The organism is Novosphingobium sp., assembly GCF_027486195.1.
Taxonomy (GTDB): domain Bacteria; phylum Pseudomonadota; class Alphaproteobacteria; order Sphingomonadales; family Sphingomonadaceae; genus Novosphingobium.
In genome coordinates this window covers 45,530-65,278 of record NZ_JAIXPP010000033.1, presented here as the reverse complement: position 1 = coordinate 65,278, position 19,749 = coordinate 45,530, and the positions used below count along the sequence as shown (strand labels likewise).

The 19,749-nt window shown below is 59.0% G+C and carries 14 protein-coding genes; 6 read left to right on the top strand and 8 right to left on the bottom strand.

Features of this window, described 5'->3' with window-relative positions:
* Positions 1 to 197 precede the first annotated feature (197 nt).
* The 4 genes from Q0071_RS06955 (at position 198) to Q0071_RS06940 (ending at position 6,789) form a co-directional block, all read left to right on the top strand.
* Positions 198 to 527 carry a hypothetical protein gene (locus Q0071_RS06955; RefSeq protein ID WP_083276889.1) on the top strand — a complete coding sequence of 110 codons (330 nt, stop codon included), beginning with the start codon at positions 198 to 200 and terminating at the stop codon, positions 525 to 527.
* Positions 517 to 2,847, top strand: coding sequence for a type IV secretion system DNA-binding domain-containing protein (locus Q0071_RS06950; RefSeq protein ID WP_298166684.1), 2,331 nt, complete (start codon positions 517 to 519; stop codon positions 2,845 to 2,847). Before Q0071_RS06955 ends, Q0071_RS06950 begins: the two co-directional genes overlap by 11 nt.
* A gap of 44 nt (positions 2,848 to 2,891) precedes the next feature.
* Complete coding sequence (gene mobF / locus Q0071_RS06945; protein WP_298166682.1) at positions 2,892 to 5,801, top strand: MobF family relaxase; 2,910 nt, start codon at positions 2,892 to 2,894, stop codon at positions 5,799 to 5,801.
* 79 nt (positions 5,802 to 5,880) lie between these two features.
* Positions 5,881 to 6,789 (top strand): HNH endonuclease, encoded by a 909-nt coding sequence (locus Q0071_RS06940; protein WP_298166680.1) that lies wholly within the window; start codon positions 5,881 to 5,883, stop codon positions 6,787 to 6,789.
* Positions 6,790 to 6,799: 10 nt separating this feature from the next.
* On the opposite strand, the gene Q0071_RS06935 is transcribed toward Q0071_RS06940, so the two are convergent.
* Positions 6,800 to 7,435, bottom strand: a complete 636-nt coding sequence (locus Q0071_RS06935) for a S24 family peptidase (RefSeq protein ID WP_184081895.1) — start codon at positions 7,433 to 7,435, stop codon at positions 6,800 to 6,802.
* A gap of 118 nt (positions 7,436 to 7,553) precedes the next feature.
* On the opposite strand from Q0071_RS06935, the gene Q0071_RS06930 reads away from it, so the two are divergent.
* Complete coding sequence (locus Q0071_RS06930; protein WP_298166676.1) at positions 7,554 to 7,730, top strand: hypothetical protein; 177 nt, start codon at positions 7,554 to 7,556, stop codon at positions 7,728 to 7,730.
* Between the two features lie 17 nt (positions 7,731 to 7,747).
* Here the strand turns inward: Q0071_RS06930 and Q0071_RS06925 are convergent, their stop codons facing one another.
* From Q0071_RS06925 to Q0071_RS06895, 7 genes are all read right to left on the bottom strand, one after another.
* Positions 7,748 to 10,501: an SNF2-related protein gene (locus Q0071_RS06925; RefSeq protein WP_298166674.1), complete on the bottom strand. Its 2,754-nt coding sequence runs from the start codon at positions 10,499 to 10,501 to the stop codon at positions 7,748 to 7,750.
* A 27-nt stretch (positions 10,502 to 10,528) separates the two neighbouring features.
* Complete coding sequence (locus Q0071_RS06920; protein ID WP_298166672.1) at positions 10,529 to 11,029, bottom strand: hypothetical protein; 501 nt, start codon at positions 11,027 to 11,029, stop codon at positions 10,529 to 10,531.
* A complete protein-coding gene (locus Q0071_RS06915) occupies positions 11,026 to 14,229 on the bottom strand; it encodes a hypothetical protein (protein WP_298166670.1) in 3,204 nt (1,067 codons plus the stop codon). The genes Q0071_RS06920 and Q0071_RS06915 overlap by 4 nt, the downstream gene beginning before the upstream one ends.
* A gap of 12 nt (positions 14,230 to 14,241) precedes the next feature.
* Positions 14,242 to 15,231: a hypothetical protein gene (locus tag Q0071_RS06910; protein WP_070156239.1), complete on the bottom strand. Its 990-nt coding sequence runs from the start codon at positions 15,229 to 15,231 to the stop codon at positions 14,242 to 14,244.
* Entirely contained in the window at positions 15,231 to 17,975 is a 2,745-nt protein-coding gene (locus Q0071_RS06905; protein ID WP_298166666.1) for a DUF499 domain-containing protein, read from the bottom strand. The genes Q0071_RS06910 and Q0071_RS06905 overlap by 1 nt, the downstream gene beginning before the upstream one ends.
* A gap of 2 nt (positions 17,976 to 17,977) precedes the next feature.
* Positions 17,978 to 18,190, bottom strand: a complete 213-nt coding sequence (locus tag Q0071_RS06900) for a helix-turn-helix domain-containing protein (protein ID WP_298166664.1) — start codon at positions 18,188 to 18,190, stop codon at positions 17,978 to 17,980.
* A 102-nt stretch (positions 18,191 to 18,292) separates the two neighbouring features.
* Positions 18,293 to 19,285: a WYL domain-containing protein gene (locus tag Q0071_RS06895; protein ID WP_298166662.1), complete on the bottom strand. Its 993-nt coding sequence runs from the start codon at positions 19,283 to 19,285 to the stop codon at positions 18,293 to 18,295.
* A 74-nt stretch (positions 19,286 to 19,359) separates the two neighbouring features.
* On the opposite strand from Q0071_RS06895, the gene Q0071_RS06890 reads away from it, so the two are divergent.
* Positions 19,360 to 19,626, top strand: coding sequence for a DUF4258 domain-containing protein (locus tag Q0071_RS06890; protein ID WP_298166660.1), 267 nt, complete (start codon positions 19,360 to 19,362; stop codon positions 19,624 to 19,626).
* Positions 19,627 to 19,749 lie beyond the last annotated feature (123 nt).

The following is a 19,749-nucleotide window of genomic DNA, read 5'->3' as shown; positions in this document are numbered from 1 at the left end:
AGTTTCGGGCTGGTGTTAAACCAATTTGAGCGTGATGCATGCCTTGGATTCGCGATTTACGGGCAAATTGGGGCTACCTAACTCTCTGAATTGGTGCCAGTTTATCGCAATTGACGCGCCAATGTTCCTGATTTATTCTCATCGCTGTCTTCCGCAAGATCGAACCAGGTTCGCAAGGGTCAATTGGACCCCAGAACATGGATCGGCATCTCAGTCTTCAGACATACGTACCCCGCCCACTTGCTGACTGGATCAAGGGCAAAGCCCGGGACCAGCAGGTCTCCGTCAGCATCGTCATTCGCGATCAGCTGGTCGATGCCTGGCAGCGTGAAAACGAAGCGCGAAAGCGGCCTGGGGCCCTCGACCCGGTGCGGCAAAACCTGTTCATCACGGTAGCCCTCGAAGCGCTCCTGGCCAGCCATACTGATGGCTCGTTGCGGCAGCGTACGCACGAGGCTTACAATCGCAGGCTCGCCCGGCTTGGGCTCAGCGCCTCCGCACCCGAGGGAGGCAGCGATGAAGCGTAATCTCCTCAACTTCACGCGCGGCAGCCAGCTCCTCGGTCACTTCGGTTTCATGTTTGCGGCAGGGCTCAAAGGGCCGCTCTTGGTGACTTTCATTGTCACTGCCTGGCTCTCCTATTGGGAAGTAACCACGACGCTTACCGACCACCAAATCTACCTGGCATGGATGCATCTCTATGCTTCGGGCTACGCCTTCATGGAGTTCGATCCCGGCAAGCTGGTGGAGCTGAAGCTGGCCGGTGGCGGCACCGTCCGCCTGCCATTCAATGTCGTTCGCGACTTTCCTCCAATGCGTGAAGCCGTAGCTGCGCTCGGCACCGCCATTCGGCGCGGCATGGGCCTTTCTGCGCTCATCCTCGTCCCTGCCTTTATCGCCTTTTGGTGGTTCGCTGAACGGTTCGGCGGCAAATCAAAGGAGCGCAAGCACGAGCGCGGCGCGATGCTTGTTACCCTTGACGAGCTCGAGGCAGAAATCGACCGGCACAACAGCACGGAACGGGCTCGCGAACTGCAAGCCGCGCTCGGCTGGAAATGGCGGCTGGCCGGTGCTGCAGCGACCGAAGAGGCAGGCTTTTACAGCCCGGCTCATCTCGCCGGCGTGTCCTGGCCATGGCGCCTTGAGCAGAGCCATACGATGCTGATCGGCACAACCGGCACCGGCAAGACCGTGGCCCTGAGCCAGCTCCTCGCCGAGGCCCGGGCGCGTGGGCAACGCGCGGTGGTTTTCGATCTCACCGGGGCGTTCATCGAGGCCTTTTACGACCCCGAGCGCGACATCATCCTGAACCCGCTCGATGCCCGCTGCCCGACCTGGAGCGTTTTTCATGACTGCACCAGCGAGGGCGAATTCCACGCAGCGGCCGAAGCACTCGTTCCGCACGACGGTGGCGGCTCGGAGCAGTTCTGGGTGCTCGCCGCCCGCATGCTCTTCGTCGAGATGTGCCTGCATCTCCAGCGCACCGGGCAGGCTACCAACCACGCGCTCGCGACTAGGCTAATGACCGCCGATCTTGCACAGGTCCACAAGCTCATGCGCGGCACCATGGCTGACCCGCTTACCGCTCCCGAAGCGGCGCGCATGGCGGAGTCGATCCGGGCCGTGTTCAACGCCAATGCCAAGGCGCTCAAGTTGCTGCCCAACAATAGCCCGCGCTTCTCGGTGCGGGACTGGACGCGAGGCATCTCCGCTCCGGGATCGATCCTGTTCCTCTCGGCGCGCTATGTCGACATGTCGATCTGTTCGCAGCTACTCACCTTGTGGCTCGACACCGCGATGAACACGCTGATGACCATGGAGCGCACCCCGGATCTCAGAATCTGGTTCCTGGTCGACGAACTGGGAGCATTGCACCGGCTGCCCGCGCTGGAAAAAGGGCTCCAGACCGCCCGCAATTTTGGCGGCGCGATCGTCACCGGCGTCCATGCCTTTGCCAAGCTCAAGGAGGTCTACGGCGAGAACATGGCGATGACCCTATCCTCGCTGGCTCGAAGCAAACTGATCCTTGCCACGGCCGACCGGGAGACGGCGACCTGGTGCTCCGACTTCATCGGACATCGGCAGGTGCGCGACATGGAGGAAGGGTACAGCTACGGCTACAACAATGCTCGCGACGCCGTCAGCCTGACTCCTCGGCGACAGATCGAACCACTGCTCCTTCCCGACCAGTTCATGAACTTGCCACGGCTCTCCGGCTACCTCAAGTTCCCGGACGGCTTCCCGGCCGCTCCGGTCACCCTCGTGCCGCGCCGTTTGCCCCGGTTGGCCGAAGGGTTCATTGCGCGCGCCTCCGAACCTGGCCCCCAACGGACTGCCCCGGATGAGGGAGCTGCAGCGGGCACCTCTTCTCCTGCATCGCGATCCGAACCCGCCGAAGGTGCGCCAGCCGCGAATGACGATGGCGCCGGCAAGCCGGTCGTCCCCCGGCAACTGAAGCTCGACCTGCAGACCGTGAGGCCCACGCCCGACGAGGCAAGCCAGAAGGGTGAGGAACAGTCCCGCACCCTGCCTATCCGTGACGCGCGGGGAGCGCTCCACGAAGGCAAGGCTGAGATAGCCACCGAAGCCACCGCGGCGGGCGGAACTGCCGCGACACTGCCGCCGGGACCGCTTCTCTCTGGCAGGAGTGAAGCAACCGACGGAGCGCAGCGGTCCCCTGATGAGAAGGCGCTGATGCGAGGAGACAAGCCCGGTTCGAGCGACCTCAAGTCGCAGCCGATCGAGCGGCCGCAAGAGCGAGACCATCCTCCCGTAAGGGCGGAACGAGACTTGCTCGAAGGCGGCATCGAGAGCGGCGAACAGGACTTCTACGAACCCGATCTTTGAGAGCCGCAAAGCAAGGGGGCACCTTGCTTGAAGGAACAGGATCCATGCTTTCGGTCGCCAATGTCCGGTCAGCCTCCGGCGCGGCCAGCTATTTTGCTGCCGACAACTACTACGCAAGCGCGGACGCCGACCGATCGGGTCAATGGGTGGGATCAGGCGCCGCGGCGCTGGGCCTTTCCGGAGAAGTTGATGCCGCGGTCTTCGACAAGCTCCTCAAAGGTGAACTACCCGACGGAACCAGGGTCGGCCACGAAAACCAGCACCGTGCCGGAACCGATCTCACTTTCTCACTGCCGAAGAGTTGGTCAGTTCTCGCGCTCGTTGGCGGCGATAAACGGATCATCGAAGCCTATCGCGAAGCGGTCATCGAGACGCTGCGATGGGCCGAAAAGAACCCGGCCGAAACGCGCCTCGTTGAAAGCGGGAAAGTGCGCACGGTTCAGACCGGCAACCTCACCGTGGCGCTGTTCCAGCACGATACGAACAGGAACCAGGAGCCCAATCTCCACTTCCACGCCGTAGTCGCCAACGTCACCAAAGGCGCCGACGGCAAATGGCGAACATTGAAGAACGACCGGCTCTGGTCGCTCAACACGCTCCTCAACAGCATGACGATGGCGCGCTTCCGCCTTTCGGTTGAAAAGCTCGGCTATGCGGTAGGGCCCGTTGGCAAACACGGCAATTTCGAGGCGGCAGGCTTCACCCGCGAGCAGGTCATGTCCTTCTCCACCCGGCGCCAGGAAGTGCTCGACGCGCGGCGTGGCCCCGGGCTTGAAGCTGGCAAGATTGCCGCCCTCGACACCCGCAGCGCCAAGCAAGCAGTCGCAGATCGGGGCGCACTTTTGTCGGGCTGGCAAGACCATGCCCAGGCCGCAGGCCTCGACCTGCCAGCTATGGTTGAACAGGCGCAGACCCTCGCAAATCCAGCATCTCGCACGCCCGCATCCGGCACCAGCCTGATCGAGCGCGGCAAGGCATGGCTTCGGGACTTTGCCGAGCGGATCAAGGGCAATCCTGCCGATCCGCTAATCCCGGCTCACGTGCTTAAGCAGGACCGCGAAACCGTTGCCGCCGCCCAGGCAACGGCCTCTGCCGTTCGCCACCTCTCGCAGCGCGAAGCGGCCTTTCCGCGTGAGGCGCTTTACAAAGCAGCGCTGGATTTCGGTCTGCCCACAACGATCGCAGCCGTCGAAACGCGGGTCAATGCGCTGGTGCGTTCGGGCGATCTCGTTCCAGGGTCAGGAGAACATAAGGGCTGGCTAACCTCGCGCGATGCGCTTGCTAGTGAGCATCGCATTCTCGCTGCCGTCGAAGCCGGGAGGGACGCTGTTGCGCCCCTTCTCGACAGCAATGAAGCAGGTGCACGTGTCAAGGCCGTTGCTGCCATCAATCACGGTATCGACCTCAACCCGGGCCAGGAAACAGCTGCACGCCTGATCCTGTCATCGACCCACCGGACGATCGCCATCCAGGGTGTAGCAGGTGCCGGTAAGAGCTGTGTCCTGAAGCCCGTGGCGCAGATCCTCGGTGAGGAAGGTAAGGAGATCATCGGGCTGGCAGTCCAGAACACCCTGGTACAGATGCTGGAGCGCGATACCGGCATCACGTCGATGACCTTGGCTCGGCTGCTCAAGAGCTGGGCGCCGCTCTTGGAAGATCCCGGAAACGCCGGCCTGCAGGCTGAGGCGAAGGACGAGCTGGGCGACCGGGTCCTGGTCCTCGACGAAGCTTCGATGGTCTCGAACCACGACAAGGAACGCCTCGTGACGCTGGGCAACCTTGTCGGCGTCCGGCGGCTTGTTCTTGTTGGCGACACGCGCCAGCTCGGCGCGGTCGATGCGGGCAAACCCTTCGATCTCGTCCAGAAGGCTGGCATCGCGCGCGCAGACATGACCACCAACCTGCGCGGCCGGGACCCGCAGCTGCGTCTCGCCCAGGCCGCTGCTCAATCGGGCGATGTCCATACCGCCCTCGGTCATCTCAAAGGCTCGACGATTGAGACAAGGGGCGACAGCGCATTGATCGCTGCCGAGCAATGGTTAGCGCTAGCGCCACCGGACCGCGATAGGACCGCGATCTATGCCTCTGGCCGGCTCTTGCGCAGCGCGGTCAATGACGCTGTGCAACGCGGGCTCAAGGCCAATGGCGAGCTCGGCAAGACCCCGGTGGAACTGACCGTGCTCTCGCGGGTCAATGCGACCCGAGAGGAACTCCGATACCTTTCGGCCTACCGCCCAGGCATGGTTCTCGACGTTCGCAGCCCTGACAAGCAGCAGCGTCTCCCGCGCGGCGAATACAAGGTCGAGAGCATCGACGACAAATCCCGCGAGGTCCGGCTCCGCGATGCCAAGGGCAGAATGCGAACGCTTCACCCGAGCCGCATCCGCCCCGGTGAGAAGGACGATCGGCTCGCGCTGTTCGAGGAGAAGCGCCTTTCGGTCCATGACGGCGATCGGATTCGCTGGACCGAGAACGATCATCGACGGGGACTGTTCAATGCCGACCAGGCGCGGATCGAAGCCGTCGAGGGCGCGCGGGTCACGCTGGTGACGTCATCCGGCCTGCGGCATGAACTCGAGCGTGGGGACCCGATGCTGAGGCGACTTGACCTCGCCTACGCGCTCAATGCCCATATGGCCCAGGGGCTGACATCTGATCGAGGTATTGCAGTCATGGACAGCCGTGAACGCAATCTGGCCAACCAACAGACCTTCCTGGTCACCGTCACCCGCCTGCGGGATCACCTGACCCTTGTGGTCGACAGCGCCGACAAGCTTGGAAAGGCCGTCGCCCACAACACCGGCGAAAAGACCTCGGCACTGGAAGTGACCGAGCGGCTCCGCGAGGCAGCCGCGAAGGGCCTGGCCGCTGGCGCCACGACCAAGGAAGATCATTCAAAGAAGCCGCCCGAACTGACCAAAGAGCGCACAAAGCCATTCGAGATCGGCATTTGACGTCTTCGCTTTCGAGCCTGGACGGCGGAGCGTTCTCCAGGCAACCTGACGCGCATCGACTTTGGCTACGGGCGGGACTGTGAAGGGCGTCTTCGAGATCAGCGGCAATTCGCGGTACGACGACGCGATCACCGAGCGGTATCACTTTCCGAGCAATTACCTGTCGGTTGCGCGAGAGCTTGCGAACGACTGGATCGTTTACCGCGAAACCCGGGTCTCTGGCGGGCGAATGGCCTATATCGCCGCGGCCTTCGTCGAACGCATCGATGCCGACCCGAGCGATCCCAGCCACTTCTATGCGCGTGTGTGCGACTATCTCGAGTTCGACCAGCCTGTCCCCTACCGCGACAGCAGCGGCCGGTTTGCCGAGCGGTTCCTGCGCGAAATGGCAAAGCCAGGCGATGCCGGGCGAAGCCTGCGCGGCAAGTCGGTCCGCATGCTCGAAAACGAAGATTTCGTGGCGATCGTCAATGCTGGGCTTGCCGAAACCCTCGATCCCGAAAACCGAATCCGCCTCGAGCTCGATGCCCCGCGCATCGACCCGGAAACCAATCTGCTTCTGCAGGGTCACTTCGCGGAGCGGCGGGTCGAGCAAATGCTCGTCAACCGCAAGATTCGTGACGCGAACTTCCGCAACCACGTCCTTGACGCTTACGAGAACACCTGCGCCGTCACCGGGCTCAGGATCGTCAATGGTGGTGGCAAGGCAGAAGCCCAGGCGGCCCACATCTGGTCGGTTGCCGATGGTGGTCCTGACATCGTCCAAAACGGGGTCGCCTTGTCAGCAACAGCCCATTGGCTGTTTGACCGACACCTCATCACCTTCGACGACAACCTCTGCCTGCTCGTGTCACACAACAAGGTGCCGTCCGAGCTTCTGCAGCTCTTTCCGCCAGCGGGTCAGCAAATCCGGCTGCCGCGCGATCGATCACTGCATCCAAGGGCAGACTTCGTGGCACGCCACCGGGAGCGATTTGCAGGGATCTGATAGCGGCAGATCAGACCGAACGACCGAACCAGATGACCCGGCCGACCACATGGATCGACGCGCGCTCAACGTCGGTCCAGGTCGGGTAGGCGGCATTGTCGCTCGAGATGGTGATCTGCCGTCCGCCCGGTTGGATCGTCACACGTTTCACGACCAGCGCATCGTCGACGCGCAAAACGTAGATTCCGTCGCGAAGCCGCGAGCCCTGATCCGATGCGTCGACCAGGACCTCATCGCCGTCCCGCAGCGTCGGTTCCATCGACTCCCCATGGACGTGGATGATTGACAGGCTGGGGCCTTTCGCCCGGGTCAGCTTGCCCAGCCACCGCTCATCGAAACCGAACCGGGTGTGGGCCGTCTCGCTTTCCGCGATCGCACCAAAGCCAGCAGAGGCATCGACGTTCAGAATTGGCACTTCGACCAGGCCATCGCGCACCGGAAGCGCAGGTCCACCGAGCACCTGCTCATCGACCCCGAAGAACTGGGCAAGGATACGCCGGTCCTCGTCATCCAGCTTGCGCGGCGAACCACGCTTGATGAATTGCTGAATATAAGCGGGGTTGCGATTGAGCAGCCGCGACACCGCCGAATAACCCACGTTTCTCTGCCGGATCAGGCGATCCAACTCTTCTCTGACGTTCTCCATCGGCAGCGCCTTTCGAGGAGCGGTCCAGGTGGCATGTAGGAATTCATCCTAGACTCGATGGAGCCTTCCTAATAAGAACATAACATGAACACAAGCCAAATCTGATTCGAGGTAAGCCATGAAGCTGCTGGAGCGTATCGAGCGTCATCTCAAGGATACCCATATGTCTGCCACCCGCTTCGGGCGACGGGCAGTCGGCGATCCGCGCTTCGTGCTGGACCTACGCATGGGGCGGAGGCCACGGCGGCGGACGCTCGATAGGGTTGAGGAATACCTGAAGGCATTCGATGGATAGATTTTGCTAGTCGTCGCCTACTTGCCGCAGATTTCGACGTACCCAATCAACTCCGCAGAATAGCTTCCATCACCGGTTGCCAGCCCCTTGTGCTTAAGTTCGCGTTGCAATGTGGGCTCGACCACATTTGCGAAAAGCTCAAGCCGTTCTTCAGCGGTCAGGAATGGTTGGGCTGCTGGTGATTGTAGATACAGGACCGACTGCCTTTCAATAGCAGGCACCCGTGTGCCGTCTGGCTGCACCGCAATCGTCTGAACAGTTGTGCGCCGCTCGCCAGTCCCAACTGCCGACTCAACAATCCAGAATGACAGGAGTGTGTGGCTGACATCGTCACTGGACACGGAAAGGCCCAATTGCTCCGGCGGCAAACCTCTCCAACGGCCCAGCTCTTCTTGTACCAACGGGTGGTCCAAACCGAGCAATTCGATGCCTTCCTGGCTAGTGGCAACATCACGATCAAGCGTGAAGCGCGCTTTGCGTAACCCATCAACGGCCGTGAGATCGTATGTTTGTTCATCCACCTTCGTGAGCCGCTGATGTCTGTCTGGAATGGAGGACGACATGAACTGGATGATCCTCTCCATGCCGGTCGAGACGTCAGAAAATGGCTGATATTCGTCGAGGCTGAATCCATCGAGATCCTGGAACAGATCAAAGACGACCTCCCGAGCCTCTCGGGCATTTGATAGTGCTGCCTCGAGCTCGACAGTTGTTCGCTGCAGGCTGGGGTCCGACAGGGCTTCCTGATACACACGGTCATAGTTCAATCGTTCGGACAGTTGCCCCAAAATCTGCGCTCTTAGATCCTCGGCGACATTGCCCTGATCATCGACCTTGCCCAGTGTTCTGGCGATCTCGGTGAGCTTGTCGTCCAGAAGCAGGAAAATCCGCCCCTCGATCGTGTCGGAAAGAACCAGATTATAGACCTGCGCAGTATGTGCTTGGCCGTAGCGATGGATGCGCCCGATCCGCTGCTCCATATCCATCGGGTTCCAGGGGAGGTCGAAATTGAACAAGACACGGGCAAACTGGAGATTGATCCCCTCACGCCCGGCGGCAGTGCAGACCAGAACACGGGGTCCGTCCTTCATACGGAAGCGGCGCTCAGCCGCTGTCTTGGCGCCATGATCGCCACCGCGAAGCACAACGACGCCTTGGCCCGGATAGACCTGCTCGATCTCACGGGCGATCAAGTCGACAGTGCCAAGGTAGGTCGCAAAGATGACCACCTTCTCGCCAGGATTCTGGCGCCACAGCGTTCCTAGCCCATCCAACAGTTTCTGGACCTTCGTCTCGCGTGGTTGCGGGAACGCGTCGAGGAGGTCGCCGATGCGCAGCCGCTCTTCCGGCAGGTGAAGATCCACGACGGAGGAGGCGATATCCTCGACGTGTGACGCGGCGAACTCGCTGCCATAAGGATCAGAAGCCATTTCTAAGGCGTCGTCGTCGAGCTTTCTCGCCAGTCGGTACTTGAGGTCGGCCATCACCCGATCGACCTCGCTGCGCCCAATCGGGTCGCGGCCCAGGTTCCACTCGAGATGGATCAGTTCGCGGGCCTCATCGTAAAGGCGCTCGCGACCCTCGATATCAAGCTCGCGGTCCCGGAGGAGGGCTTCCTTGAGGGTCAGCATCAGCAAACGTCGCTTCAGAGTCCGACGGACGGCGGCGAAGCTCGAAGCAGCGATTTTCTGGAAAATCGCCATCAAGAACCCCAGGGCTCGCCCCTGGCTTCCCTGGCGCTTGGCCAGATCGAATCCGTCCTCCAGATATTCGCGCAACTTCTCGTAAAAGCGGCGCTCTTCTTCCTGCATCAGGAAGGACTCGGTGTGGACCCAGCGCCTGGCAAACAGCGGCTCACCGTCGGGCTTGCAGGCGTCCGCCTTGGTCCGGCGGTACATCACTGTATTTAGCCGGTGCCTATGCTCGACCATCTCCTCTGGACCGCCAAACAGCGTCGGATTTAGCAGCTGGATGAGCATCCAGAATTGGAAGTGGTTGCCTTGATGCGGGGTCGCGGAGAGGAGAAGGAGGTCCCGGGTGTGGCCCTTCAGAGCCTCCGCCAGTTTGTAGTTTTCGGTCTTTCTGACTTTGCCGCCTGTTCGATAGGCCGTCAGGTGGTGGGCTTCGTCGAATACCACTAGATCCCAACGTGGGGCTTCAAGAAGGCGCTTGATCCGGTTCGGCCGCTTCAATGTGTCGATGCTGGCAATCAACAGGTCGTGCTTGGCGAATGCGTTGGTCTTGCGGTCTGTGATGTCGCCCTCGGACCCGAAAACCTCAAAGTCGAGGTTAAAGATCTCGTTGAGTTCACGATGCCAATTGTTCACCAATCCGGCCGGCACCACCATCAGCGCGCGGTTGAGTTCGCCGCGGCTGGCAAGTTCTCTGAGGACCAGCGCGGTCTCGATCGTTTTGCCCAGGCCCACCTCGTCAGCAATCAGAAACCTGCGGGGTGAAGCCGTCGCAATCCGGTGTGTTAGGACCACCTGGTGCGGCAAAAGGTCGATGCGGGCCGACGTCAGCGCTGATGCGCTTTCCATCAGCGGCAGGACGTGCGCCTCGTAGGAGAGCCAAGCTTTGCGCGCCCGATCGTCGGTGCCTTCAACCGACCGAAGAATACGCTCGGTGCGAGAGAGCTCGAGCCGTACCGCAGTAACTGGCACGCGGCGTTCGCCGACACTGAAAAACGCGCGAAGGTAGCCGTCACGAGCAGGGTCAAGGACAACGCCTTGGCCAAATTCTGGATGGGTAATCCGTTCGCCGGGCTGCAATTGGGGTGCTGGAACCACGCGTTTGCCTCAGGTAATTCGCAGATGGAAAAGGCCTGCGGGCTTGGCGCCTTCACGCAACAGGATTTCCTGCGGGTACTCGTTGGCTTCACCCCACAGAATTCGACCGAAGGCCAATAGGCTATCGGTATGGGGGGCAGCGCAGCGCCATTCAACGGAGTCTGTGGCAGGGTGAAATTTGATGCGTCCATGGCCGGAAGGCAGCCAGAAGATCAGCGCTGCTTCACTCTCATAATGCGCTTGAAACGAGAGGATCGCATCCTTGACTGTTTCGCCTAACCACGCCTCGGCGTCACTGGGAGCCAGCAAATCAAGGCTGCCTTCCAGACCTGCTACAACCAGGGTGTTGTTCTGGTTGCTCGGAAGGTCTTCCGGCCAATTGCCTGCCCATTGCAGGAACTGACGCAGACTCCAGACCTCGTTTGCCAAACAGATCTGATTGCGCGCCTCTTCATCCCAGATCCAACTGGTGCCACGCCGCTGCCAGACGGTGTCGAGTGTATGCTTCATAGATCATACTCCTCGAACAACGAGCCCTGCCGGGGCTTAGTTGCTTGAGACGCAGCCCAGGAATTGTAGATAGTGACCGCTCGCGATGCTGCGTTGCGGTTGGCCTGGTCCGGACCATTCCGTTGCAGCCACTCCAACAGCGGCTTCAGGGCTACGTGGGGTTTGAAGTTTTCGTTTTGCAATGTGTCGGATGCTTTGATGCCGCTGCCATCAAAGCAGGAGCCGATCAGCACCAGGGCTTGATCCAAGTCTGATGTCAGGCGACGCTTGTGCTTCCCAGACCAGTCACGGGCAAAATCGAGCGGGTTGACGCGTGTGAAAACCTTGCTCTTTTCGAAGCACCAGCCACGCTGTTCGAATTCATCAGGTGTCGTGATTGAGCCTTTAAGGAATTTCTGTAGCTGATCTCGTTTCATTTCCGCGGCGGTGCCGAACGTGCGTAGGAACTGGCGCGTGATCGGCTCCGCGTTGACGGGGGGCGGTTCTTTGCCCTTGTCGGCGTCCTCATCAATAAGCTGGTTGATGCCGACCAGCGCATCCTTGACGGTGATCGGCCTCCCTTCATCGACATAGACTTTGCCATAGTGACGAGAGAAATACTCCAGCGCCTTTCCGCGGCGGATCACCTGGATGTCTGCGGCAGGCAAGCCTTCCTTGGCGTGGTTTTCCAGCATCGCCTGCAGCTGGCGCACGTCGGCCATGACTTCACGCCGCATGCGACCCCAGCTCACTGGGGTCGGCTCCTCGGTGCGCTTGCGACAAACGTGGATGATGTCGTACTCAATGGTTTTCGAGCCAAACTCCCCATCGCCTTTGGTCTCATCGGACCTAATTGGGTAGGTAGCCTCGAGATAATAACCGGCGTCGAAAAGGGACTCGAGCACGGCAACCCATGGTTCATCTTCGCTGTGGTGGAAAGTGAACGCGAGAATTCCGCTTGGCTTCAGGACCCGATGTGCTTCCCGCCAGCACTGCGTGAGCAGCCGCTTGTAGAACCCGTCTGGATCTTCGGGTTCGCGGGCACGATTGGCAACTGCCTCGAGAGACTTGGGTGTGTACTCGGCATTGAAATATGATGGATATTTATCTTTTAGAGCAAGGCGGAGCCAGACGTAGAAGAAATCAGACAGTTCTGAATAATGGAGCAAACCACCAAATGGGGGATCCGTAATGACCAGATCCAGACTCGCATCTGGCACTTGTTCCAATTCAGTTGACGAGCCACAGAATGGCGCAGCTTCCCGCACGGGATCGGACGGGTAGACTTTGACGCTCTTCCCGGAAATCTCGGCGGCTAAATCAGGATCGCGACGCTTAAGTCCTTCTGCGCTCACCGCCTCCCACGGCTGAAGCGCCCAATCACGACCTTCTATCACCCCTTCGACACACGAGGCCCAATTTCCGCGGCCAAGAGCCGGAAAAACACAATTCTCAACTACGGTAGATTTCGGGTGATAGTTGTTATTCGCAAACTGAGGCTCCAGCTTGTCGCCTTGGACGTTCCAAAGTGTGAATAAACTTTGATTTCTCAAGTATTGCTGAAAAGCGCCAAGTACATATTCACGAGTTTTCCAATCGTATTCTCCAGTTTCGGTAATCGATTTCAGCAACTGAGTGTGCACCAAGAGCTGGCGCGGATTGAACATGGTCCACCAATGGGTAAACCCGTGGTTTGGCACGCCACCCTGTAAATGGTGAGTCATGAAACCGTAAGGCAGTTCTGACCTAGGCCAATATGCTGCCAGGTCGGCATCCTTGCGCGTATCCCACTCAGCCAACGCTGCGTCATATTGCGCTGCATGTGCGTGATCAAAAGGCGCAAAAAACCGACCACTATATGGGGCGCCATTTTGGTCACGCTTGGGGGCATAACCTTGAACGGCATAACCGGCCATGGGACCCGTCTTACCTGAAGCCTTGATGGTATCGAGAACGTCTTGGACGGTACCACAAGCGCCGCATGCGTAATGCGATTTCTTGGGCACCGTTCCAATATCGGGTGCGAATGTCACATCAGTCTCGGGACAAGTTACCTCGCCAGGGAGTTCGCCCCGCACTTCCAAGAGGCGAATTTTTGCCGCCCGCTCCTGATTCCACCTGACCGAAGACGTCACATCATCTTTAGCTGATCCACCATAGGGATGTCCGCTGTGATCTTGCTTGGAGCTGCCGGCGAGCCATTCAGGGTGAACTAGCAGCGTCAATTCGACCTTTTTGTTTGTACCTTTGCCCAGATTAATCAGTTCGGTTGCCCCACATTCGGGGCATACCACTCCCTTTTTCCGATCAAGAACAGAGTACGGATGCTCGGACGGCGCAACGTAGAGCGGCACGTCTGGAGCCATACGCGCTGCATTTTCTTCAACGTGGAAATCCGTGCCACACTTCCGGCAGGTATGTTCCCAGTGCTTCACGCTAATTGTCTTTACCGCCATGACCGGGCTGGTCATGATTGGCGTACGATGGCCACAGCCGGTCACCTGACATGGGCCATGCTTTGACCAGAAGGTGTAAATCACCTCCGGGCCTTCATAGCTATATTCCGGCCGCTGCTCGGGGGTCAGCGTTAGAGGATCAAAATCAACCGGCATCACGCGCTTTGACGGAAGGTGGGTCCACTTGCCCTTTTCACCTTCTGGTCCATCGCAATAATAGTAAGGCATGATCTGAGGCTTCACTTCGGCCTCAATGTCCGCCAGTAAGCGCCTGACCTCATCGAGGTCAACATTGGCCAACTCTTGCTTCACCACAAACCAGGCAACAGGATTCAGGTCATTCCCGATCATCTGCATGCCAAGGCGTGAGCCTTCGACCAAGGTGGTCCCGCCACCCATAAAGATGTCAGCCACCTTCAGATTCTTGAAAGCGCCTTTCTTCTGGTGATTGGCGTAATAATTGTCCCACACCAGCTTCGCAGCGTGTGAAGGGTCTTCAGGAGCCTTTGTGGCAGCCGCAATCAGCATCGAACGGAAGACGCTCGACCGACGCCGGGCCCACCATTTTGACATTTGGTAGATCGGTTTTCCCGCGTTGCCCTCGATGACAGCTACTTGATTGACCGGCAGGATCGGGAAATCGACTTCCAGACAGGTTTTTGGACGGTTGGGGTCATTGAAATCAACAGTTTCAAGTGCAACCGCCTTGCCCGTACCGACTGCCTTCGCAACTTCCTGCGCCAACAATTCTTTTTTCGATGCCATTTGGCGCAATCCTTACTTTGTAATCTCGATGAAAGGCGAGAGCACCTCAAGCAGCGAGAGGCCGCCGTGCGTCAAAGTAGGGTAGCCGCCCTGACTCTTCCACTTCCAGCGGCCCACCGCGAGAAGGTGTTCGCCATGGGGGCTTTGGATCTGAAGCGCGACTGGAGGAACGAAGGGGCCAGTTTCGCCGCACCCCTTTGAACTTCGCCTGCTGGCGAACGTCGACTTCAGAAATTGACCAACTTCCCCCTCTGCATCAGGGAAGTAGCCGGTCGCTGCATAGCCATGGTCTGACGTGATGACCAACCGACGACCCGTGGCCAGACGTTCAACGAATGCCCAGAAATCGTCGCTGTTGAGCTGATCGGTGGCATCACGGATTAGTGTATCAAGTCCCTGGCCGGCGACAGCACCATCATGGACTTTGCTGTCCGGCCAATGGTGCCAGAAAACCCAGTTTTTTGAGCCGTCGATCAAGCCTTCACAGTCTTTCCAAGGCATGTCGACGCATTCGGTGGCGGTTGGCTGGAGCCTATGAGAAAGCCCGCCGCCGTTGTTTTGCAGCTGACTTCGGCTTCCGAACCCAAGGGCCTTCGCAAATTCATTGGTTTCGCCGGGCAGTTCGGAGGCATTCGCGGAGACCTCGTGCAGAGTGAAGCCTCGCTCTTTGGCACCTTGGAGCAACCAGGGCAGTTCGCGAAGTGAGAGGCCATCCAATATCAGCACCGCTTTCGCGCTGTATGGCTCTGACCACCAGCGCGCGAGGCGATCTGAGTTACGCTCCACAGTAGAGCCGAAACTTCGCCAAAGGTCCCAAGCGCTGGATGACAGGAAGTGATCGAGCACCCCGATCTCCCGGTCGCGCTTGATGACTTCGCTCGGTGCATTGCCAACCGCCAATGGCTTTGAGGCGATCTCGACAGTCTTATCGATGATGACGCGCCACGCATCTTTGTCGGAACCTTTGGCCAAGCTCCCGAGAACCGCTGCATCTAGCGCCATCAATCGTCCTCCTTCTCGAGGCTGATCTCGAATGTCATGCCATCGGGCAGCTTCTTAAGCAGCTCCTTGAGTTGGGCACCGTTGGCTGCCGACACTTTTATCGCCACCTCGGCAACCTTGGTGGCCGGGCCGATACCCCAACCTTCAAGTTTGCCAATCAGATTGAGCGGTGAGGTGGCGGGATTGTTGAGAGGAATTCGAGGTTTAGCGCCGGGGGTTGCCGGGGTGCCGCCGAAGACACCACCTGGAGTTGGTTGCGTCTCACCTCCTGCGCCGGTGCCGCCACCAAATGGATTGGGCGGCGTCGGTGTGGCGCCACCGAACAGACCGCCAGCATCACCGCCGCCCGGTGGCGTTGGTGTAACGGGCGTACTGCCACCCGTTGTTGGCACTGCCGAAGGTGCCATGAGGAACACCTCGTCGAGCTGGCGACCGGTGTAAGATAGCTTGGGACGCAGGCGCTTCCACGCTGTGTCTTCATCTTCGCCCGGCTGTGTTTGCAGATACTCCATGCCGCGCAAATTGATGGCGATCTTGCCCTTTGCGCATAGACGAAGGATGCGTTCCTTCATGGCCGTTTCGCCGAGCCACGGGATGCAATCCTGACCTGCAGGCCGGGGTTCCTGCAATTCACGAAGCAGTTTGCCTACGGCCGAATTCTCGGCCGCAGCCTCCAGGACCAGATCTTCGAAATCTTCAGGGACGAACAGATCGTTGATCAAAGCCTCTTCAATGCCCTCAGGTATCTGGGCTCCTTGCTTTTTCAGGCTCTCGACGTTGAACGAGCATTGGCTCGGATCCGCAAAATTCCAACGATGCAGAACAGCGAAGCGATCGAAGCGCTTTTTCAGCAAGTCGCGCAGCGCGCCTTGGTATTCGGCTTGCAACTTTTTGTATTCGGGGCTCTGGCCGCTCCATTCCTGCGCCTTCATTTCGGCCCGTGCTAAAATTAGGAGGTCGCGATCCTGATAGGCGTTCAGCGAGCCGGAGCGCGGGAGCAGAAATCGGATTGTGTTGCGCCGCTTCTGGAGGTGATCCTTTAACCAACGCCCCAGCGCCGGGGCAATATTGTCGGGCTCTTCAGGAAGCACCAATATCGGTAGGCGGTCATCCCATCGATCCGGCTGCTCCGCTTCGTCGAGAGTCGACCACGGATCGGTCTGCCACGACTTCGGTAGTGCGATAACGCGGAAGAGCTTGGCAACCTCGTCCGTGCCGCCAATTACATAGCGCACTTGTTTGGACAGCTGGGCTTGATCGGACCCGTCGGTGAACAGCTTGTCGTTCCGTGCACAGGCCATCAATTTGGCGCGAGGGTTCTCCTCCTCGCGGAAAACAAGTCGAGGACCGTCTTGGTGGATGTTAAAGCTGTTCTCGACGATGGTCGACAGTTCCACCTGAAACGCGTTGTCATCGACCGCCTTATCGCGCGTGATATCGACCTGCAGCGTTGAAGGCTCCGCACCGGCCAAATTGCCAACCGCAATGGATCGCAGCCACAATGCCCCGACAATCTCTTGCAGGTGGGGAGCAAGGCCGGCGTGGTTGGTGACAGCTTCAGTCACGGAAATGATGTTCTGCTGGGCCTTCGCCCGAAGGGTCCGGTGATGCTCATTGGAAACCGAATCCAGCAGAGCTCCGATGCCGGAGGCGTCGTCATCTAGGCGGAAATCTGCGGCCGTGAGAACTGGCGAAGCTTCCCCGCGGCTCTTGTAAAGATTTGCCAAAATCCGGATCATATCGCGCGTTTCTTGCGCATCGGTTGCAATCAGGACTTGCTCTTCAAGCAGCCGCAAGAGGTGGGGTGCGAATGGCCAAGCCTCAGTGAATTCATGTCGCTTGCGATCTTGTTCGGACGGAGGGATATCCTGCAACCGGAAAAATTCCACCGCATGCTGTGCAACCAGCGCTTCAATCGTTCCATTTGCAATCTGCAAGCGGTTGTCGAAAAGGCGATGCAAGAGCATTCGCCGTCGATCTTGCTGGATTCGTTCGGCGTTGCCTCCAGCCTTAAAGTCGATGGCTACTGGGTTAACGCGATGCACCTGCTGGTATGCGTCGCTGCCGCCGTTGCGGACGGAGATCACGAGAACCAGAAGATCAGGCCTATCCTTGGCAATCTCGGACAAAATCTGAATGAAATTGAATGCCCAATTCTTCCAGGGGTATTGCTTGGTGTTAGTGAGCCCGTCGTACCAAGTCTGGAATTCGTCCAGAAGCAGCATCGTCGGTGCGGCTTCGAGCATCTCCATAATCAGCTTGTCTGAAGGAATATCGGTCTTTGCCGCACCCATGCCTTCCCACTTGCCCTTGATGTACGTCCCATGAGGATGGCGATCAAACAGCAGATCCCACAAAAACTTGTACCGTTGGCGGTGAAGGCTTTCGCCAATCACCTGCATCCCGTTGCGCAACGCGATGTTGGCAATCTTTGGATCGCTCAGTGTGGTTGCCCACGAGTTTAGCCAGGCGCCAGTAGACGCGGCATCATTCACAGCGTGAAAAAGCGCGGCCATCAAGTGCGATTTACCAAGCCCGCGCTCACCGATAACGACTACCGGGCGCCCTTGGCCAGGCCCAACAGCTTCAATGCCCTTCAGCAAATCGTGTGTTGGATATGTGATGTTGAGGAATTCCTGCGCAGCGATTTGGGTCGCGCCAGTATTGGAATCGTTCGAGAGTTCGATCGCGGTGCCTTTGAGGCGCTTGCTCCGGAATTCTTCTCTTAGCGTCAGGCCCAACATGTTCAGTCTTTCTCCCCGTGCGGCTGGCCGCCACGATCAGTTTGCGCCTTCGCCTGCTCATTCATCCACTGAATGAGGTCAGAGCGTTGGAAGCGCCAAGATCCTCCAACCTTAAACGAAGGGATTTGCCCCTCCGTCGCGAGCCGATAAATCGTTCGTTCTGTGACCTTTAGAAACTCGGCCACTTCCCGAACGGTCAGAATTTCCTCGGGCATCTTTTAACCCCGCGCGTTACCCTAAGGTAAAATATTCAAAAATATTCAATATGGCTAGGTGTTACGCGTCAGAGGCTAACATGAGGTTGTTGGATTGGGGCATCAGGGCAGCGCTGCAAAATCGGACCTCCGGTAAGGATGCACCATGTCGGCCAAAGCCGGAGGGTTGAGGACCTCGACGCTGTCGCCCCAAGCGTAGAGATGCCAACTCATTTCGAGGTGCCCTGAAGCCGTGAAGCGCACCAGCATAGATCCATCATCTAGACGCTCAACCGCCTGGCTCGGGTGGAACTGGAACCTTGCCGCTCGATCAGCCGCTTCAGGCGCAAACTTCCAGATTACCTCACCGTACTCGGCCTCGTGATGATATGATCCAAAGGCACGGGTCGCGTATTCTCCGAGGTCGAATTCGTCCGGATAGGTGAAGATCCCAGTCTGCACCTGGGCATCCGTGATGTCTTCGACCCGGTAATGACGATAGCGGCCATCACGCTTGGCCGTGTCGATGCCGACGAGATAGCGGCGAGAGCCCAAGAGCAGGCCAAGCGGCTCGATAGTTCGCCAGCTTGGCTTCACATCACCTCTGCCTTGGTAGTGAATTTTGAGCTCGAACGGCCCCTTGATTGCCTCCGAGATGGCGAGATCCACAGCCTCGTTCATCGATGGACGGGGCCCAGGCCGGGCCGCAAAGCCCATGGCTTCGAGCAGAGCTTCCTCATCGGTTGCCAGACGAAGCGTTCGATCGCTGGGAATTAGAGCCCGGACTTTGCGCTCAAGGCTACGCAGTTGGATAGCCTCGCCGTTCATGTCGACCCGCTCGAGTTCGCTGATCGCCGACTTGAGGCTTACAAGCTCTTCTGCAGATGGGGTAAGGAGTGGCGCGACCGCCCGAGACGGCAGGCGCCAATAGTGCCGGCCGTCGTCACCCACATAGTGTTCAGTCGCAGGAAACGCCTCTTCGAGAGCCGCGATCATGCGCTGTGCCGTCCGCCGGACACCGCCGAATTCTGCTTCCACATCACTGAGACAAACCCCCTGTCGGGACGTGGCCATCATCGCGAGACGCAAGAGATCCACCGCCTTGGCAAATGACATAAAGGTCCCCCATGACAGTTTCTGTCACCCCCATGATTTAGACACAAATCATCATCAGGGGAAAGGACGATCAGATGTTTACGCACCACGCCGAAGCCCGCATGCAGCAGCGCGCGATTTCTCATCAGGCCGTCGATGCCCTGATGGCCTATGGAGAGTATCGTCATCATCGCGGCGCCGAGGTTTGCTATCTCACTCGGCAAAGCCGGTCCCGGATGCTCAAGGACATGGGCAAATCGGCGTTCCTCAAGCTGGAAAAGGCACTCGATGCTTACCTCGTAGTCGGCGATGACGGAGCAATCATTACTGCTGCACATCGCCATCATCGCCTTAAATTCTGATGGTTTACTGGGCAGTCAGACTTGACCGCCAAGGTGCGCTTCGAACAGATTTGCCACTCCTAGCTTGGGGGAATACTTTGGAACCTGGTACCCGCGTTCGGCTCAAAGGTGACCCGTCGTCCA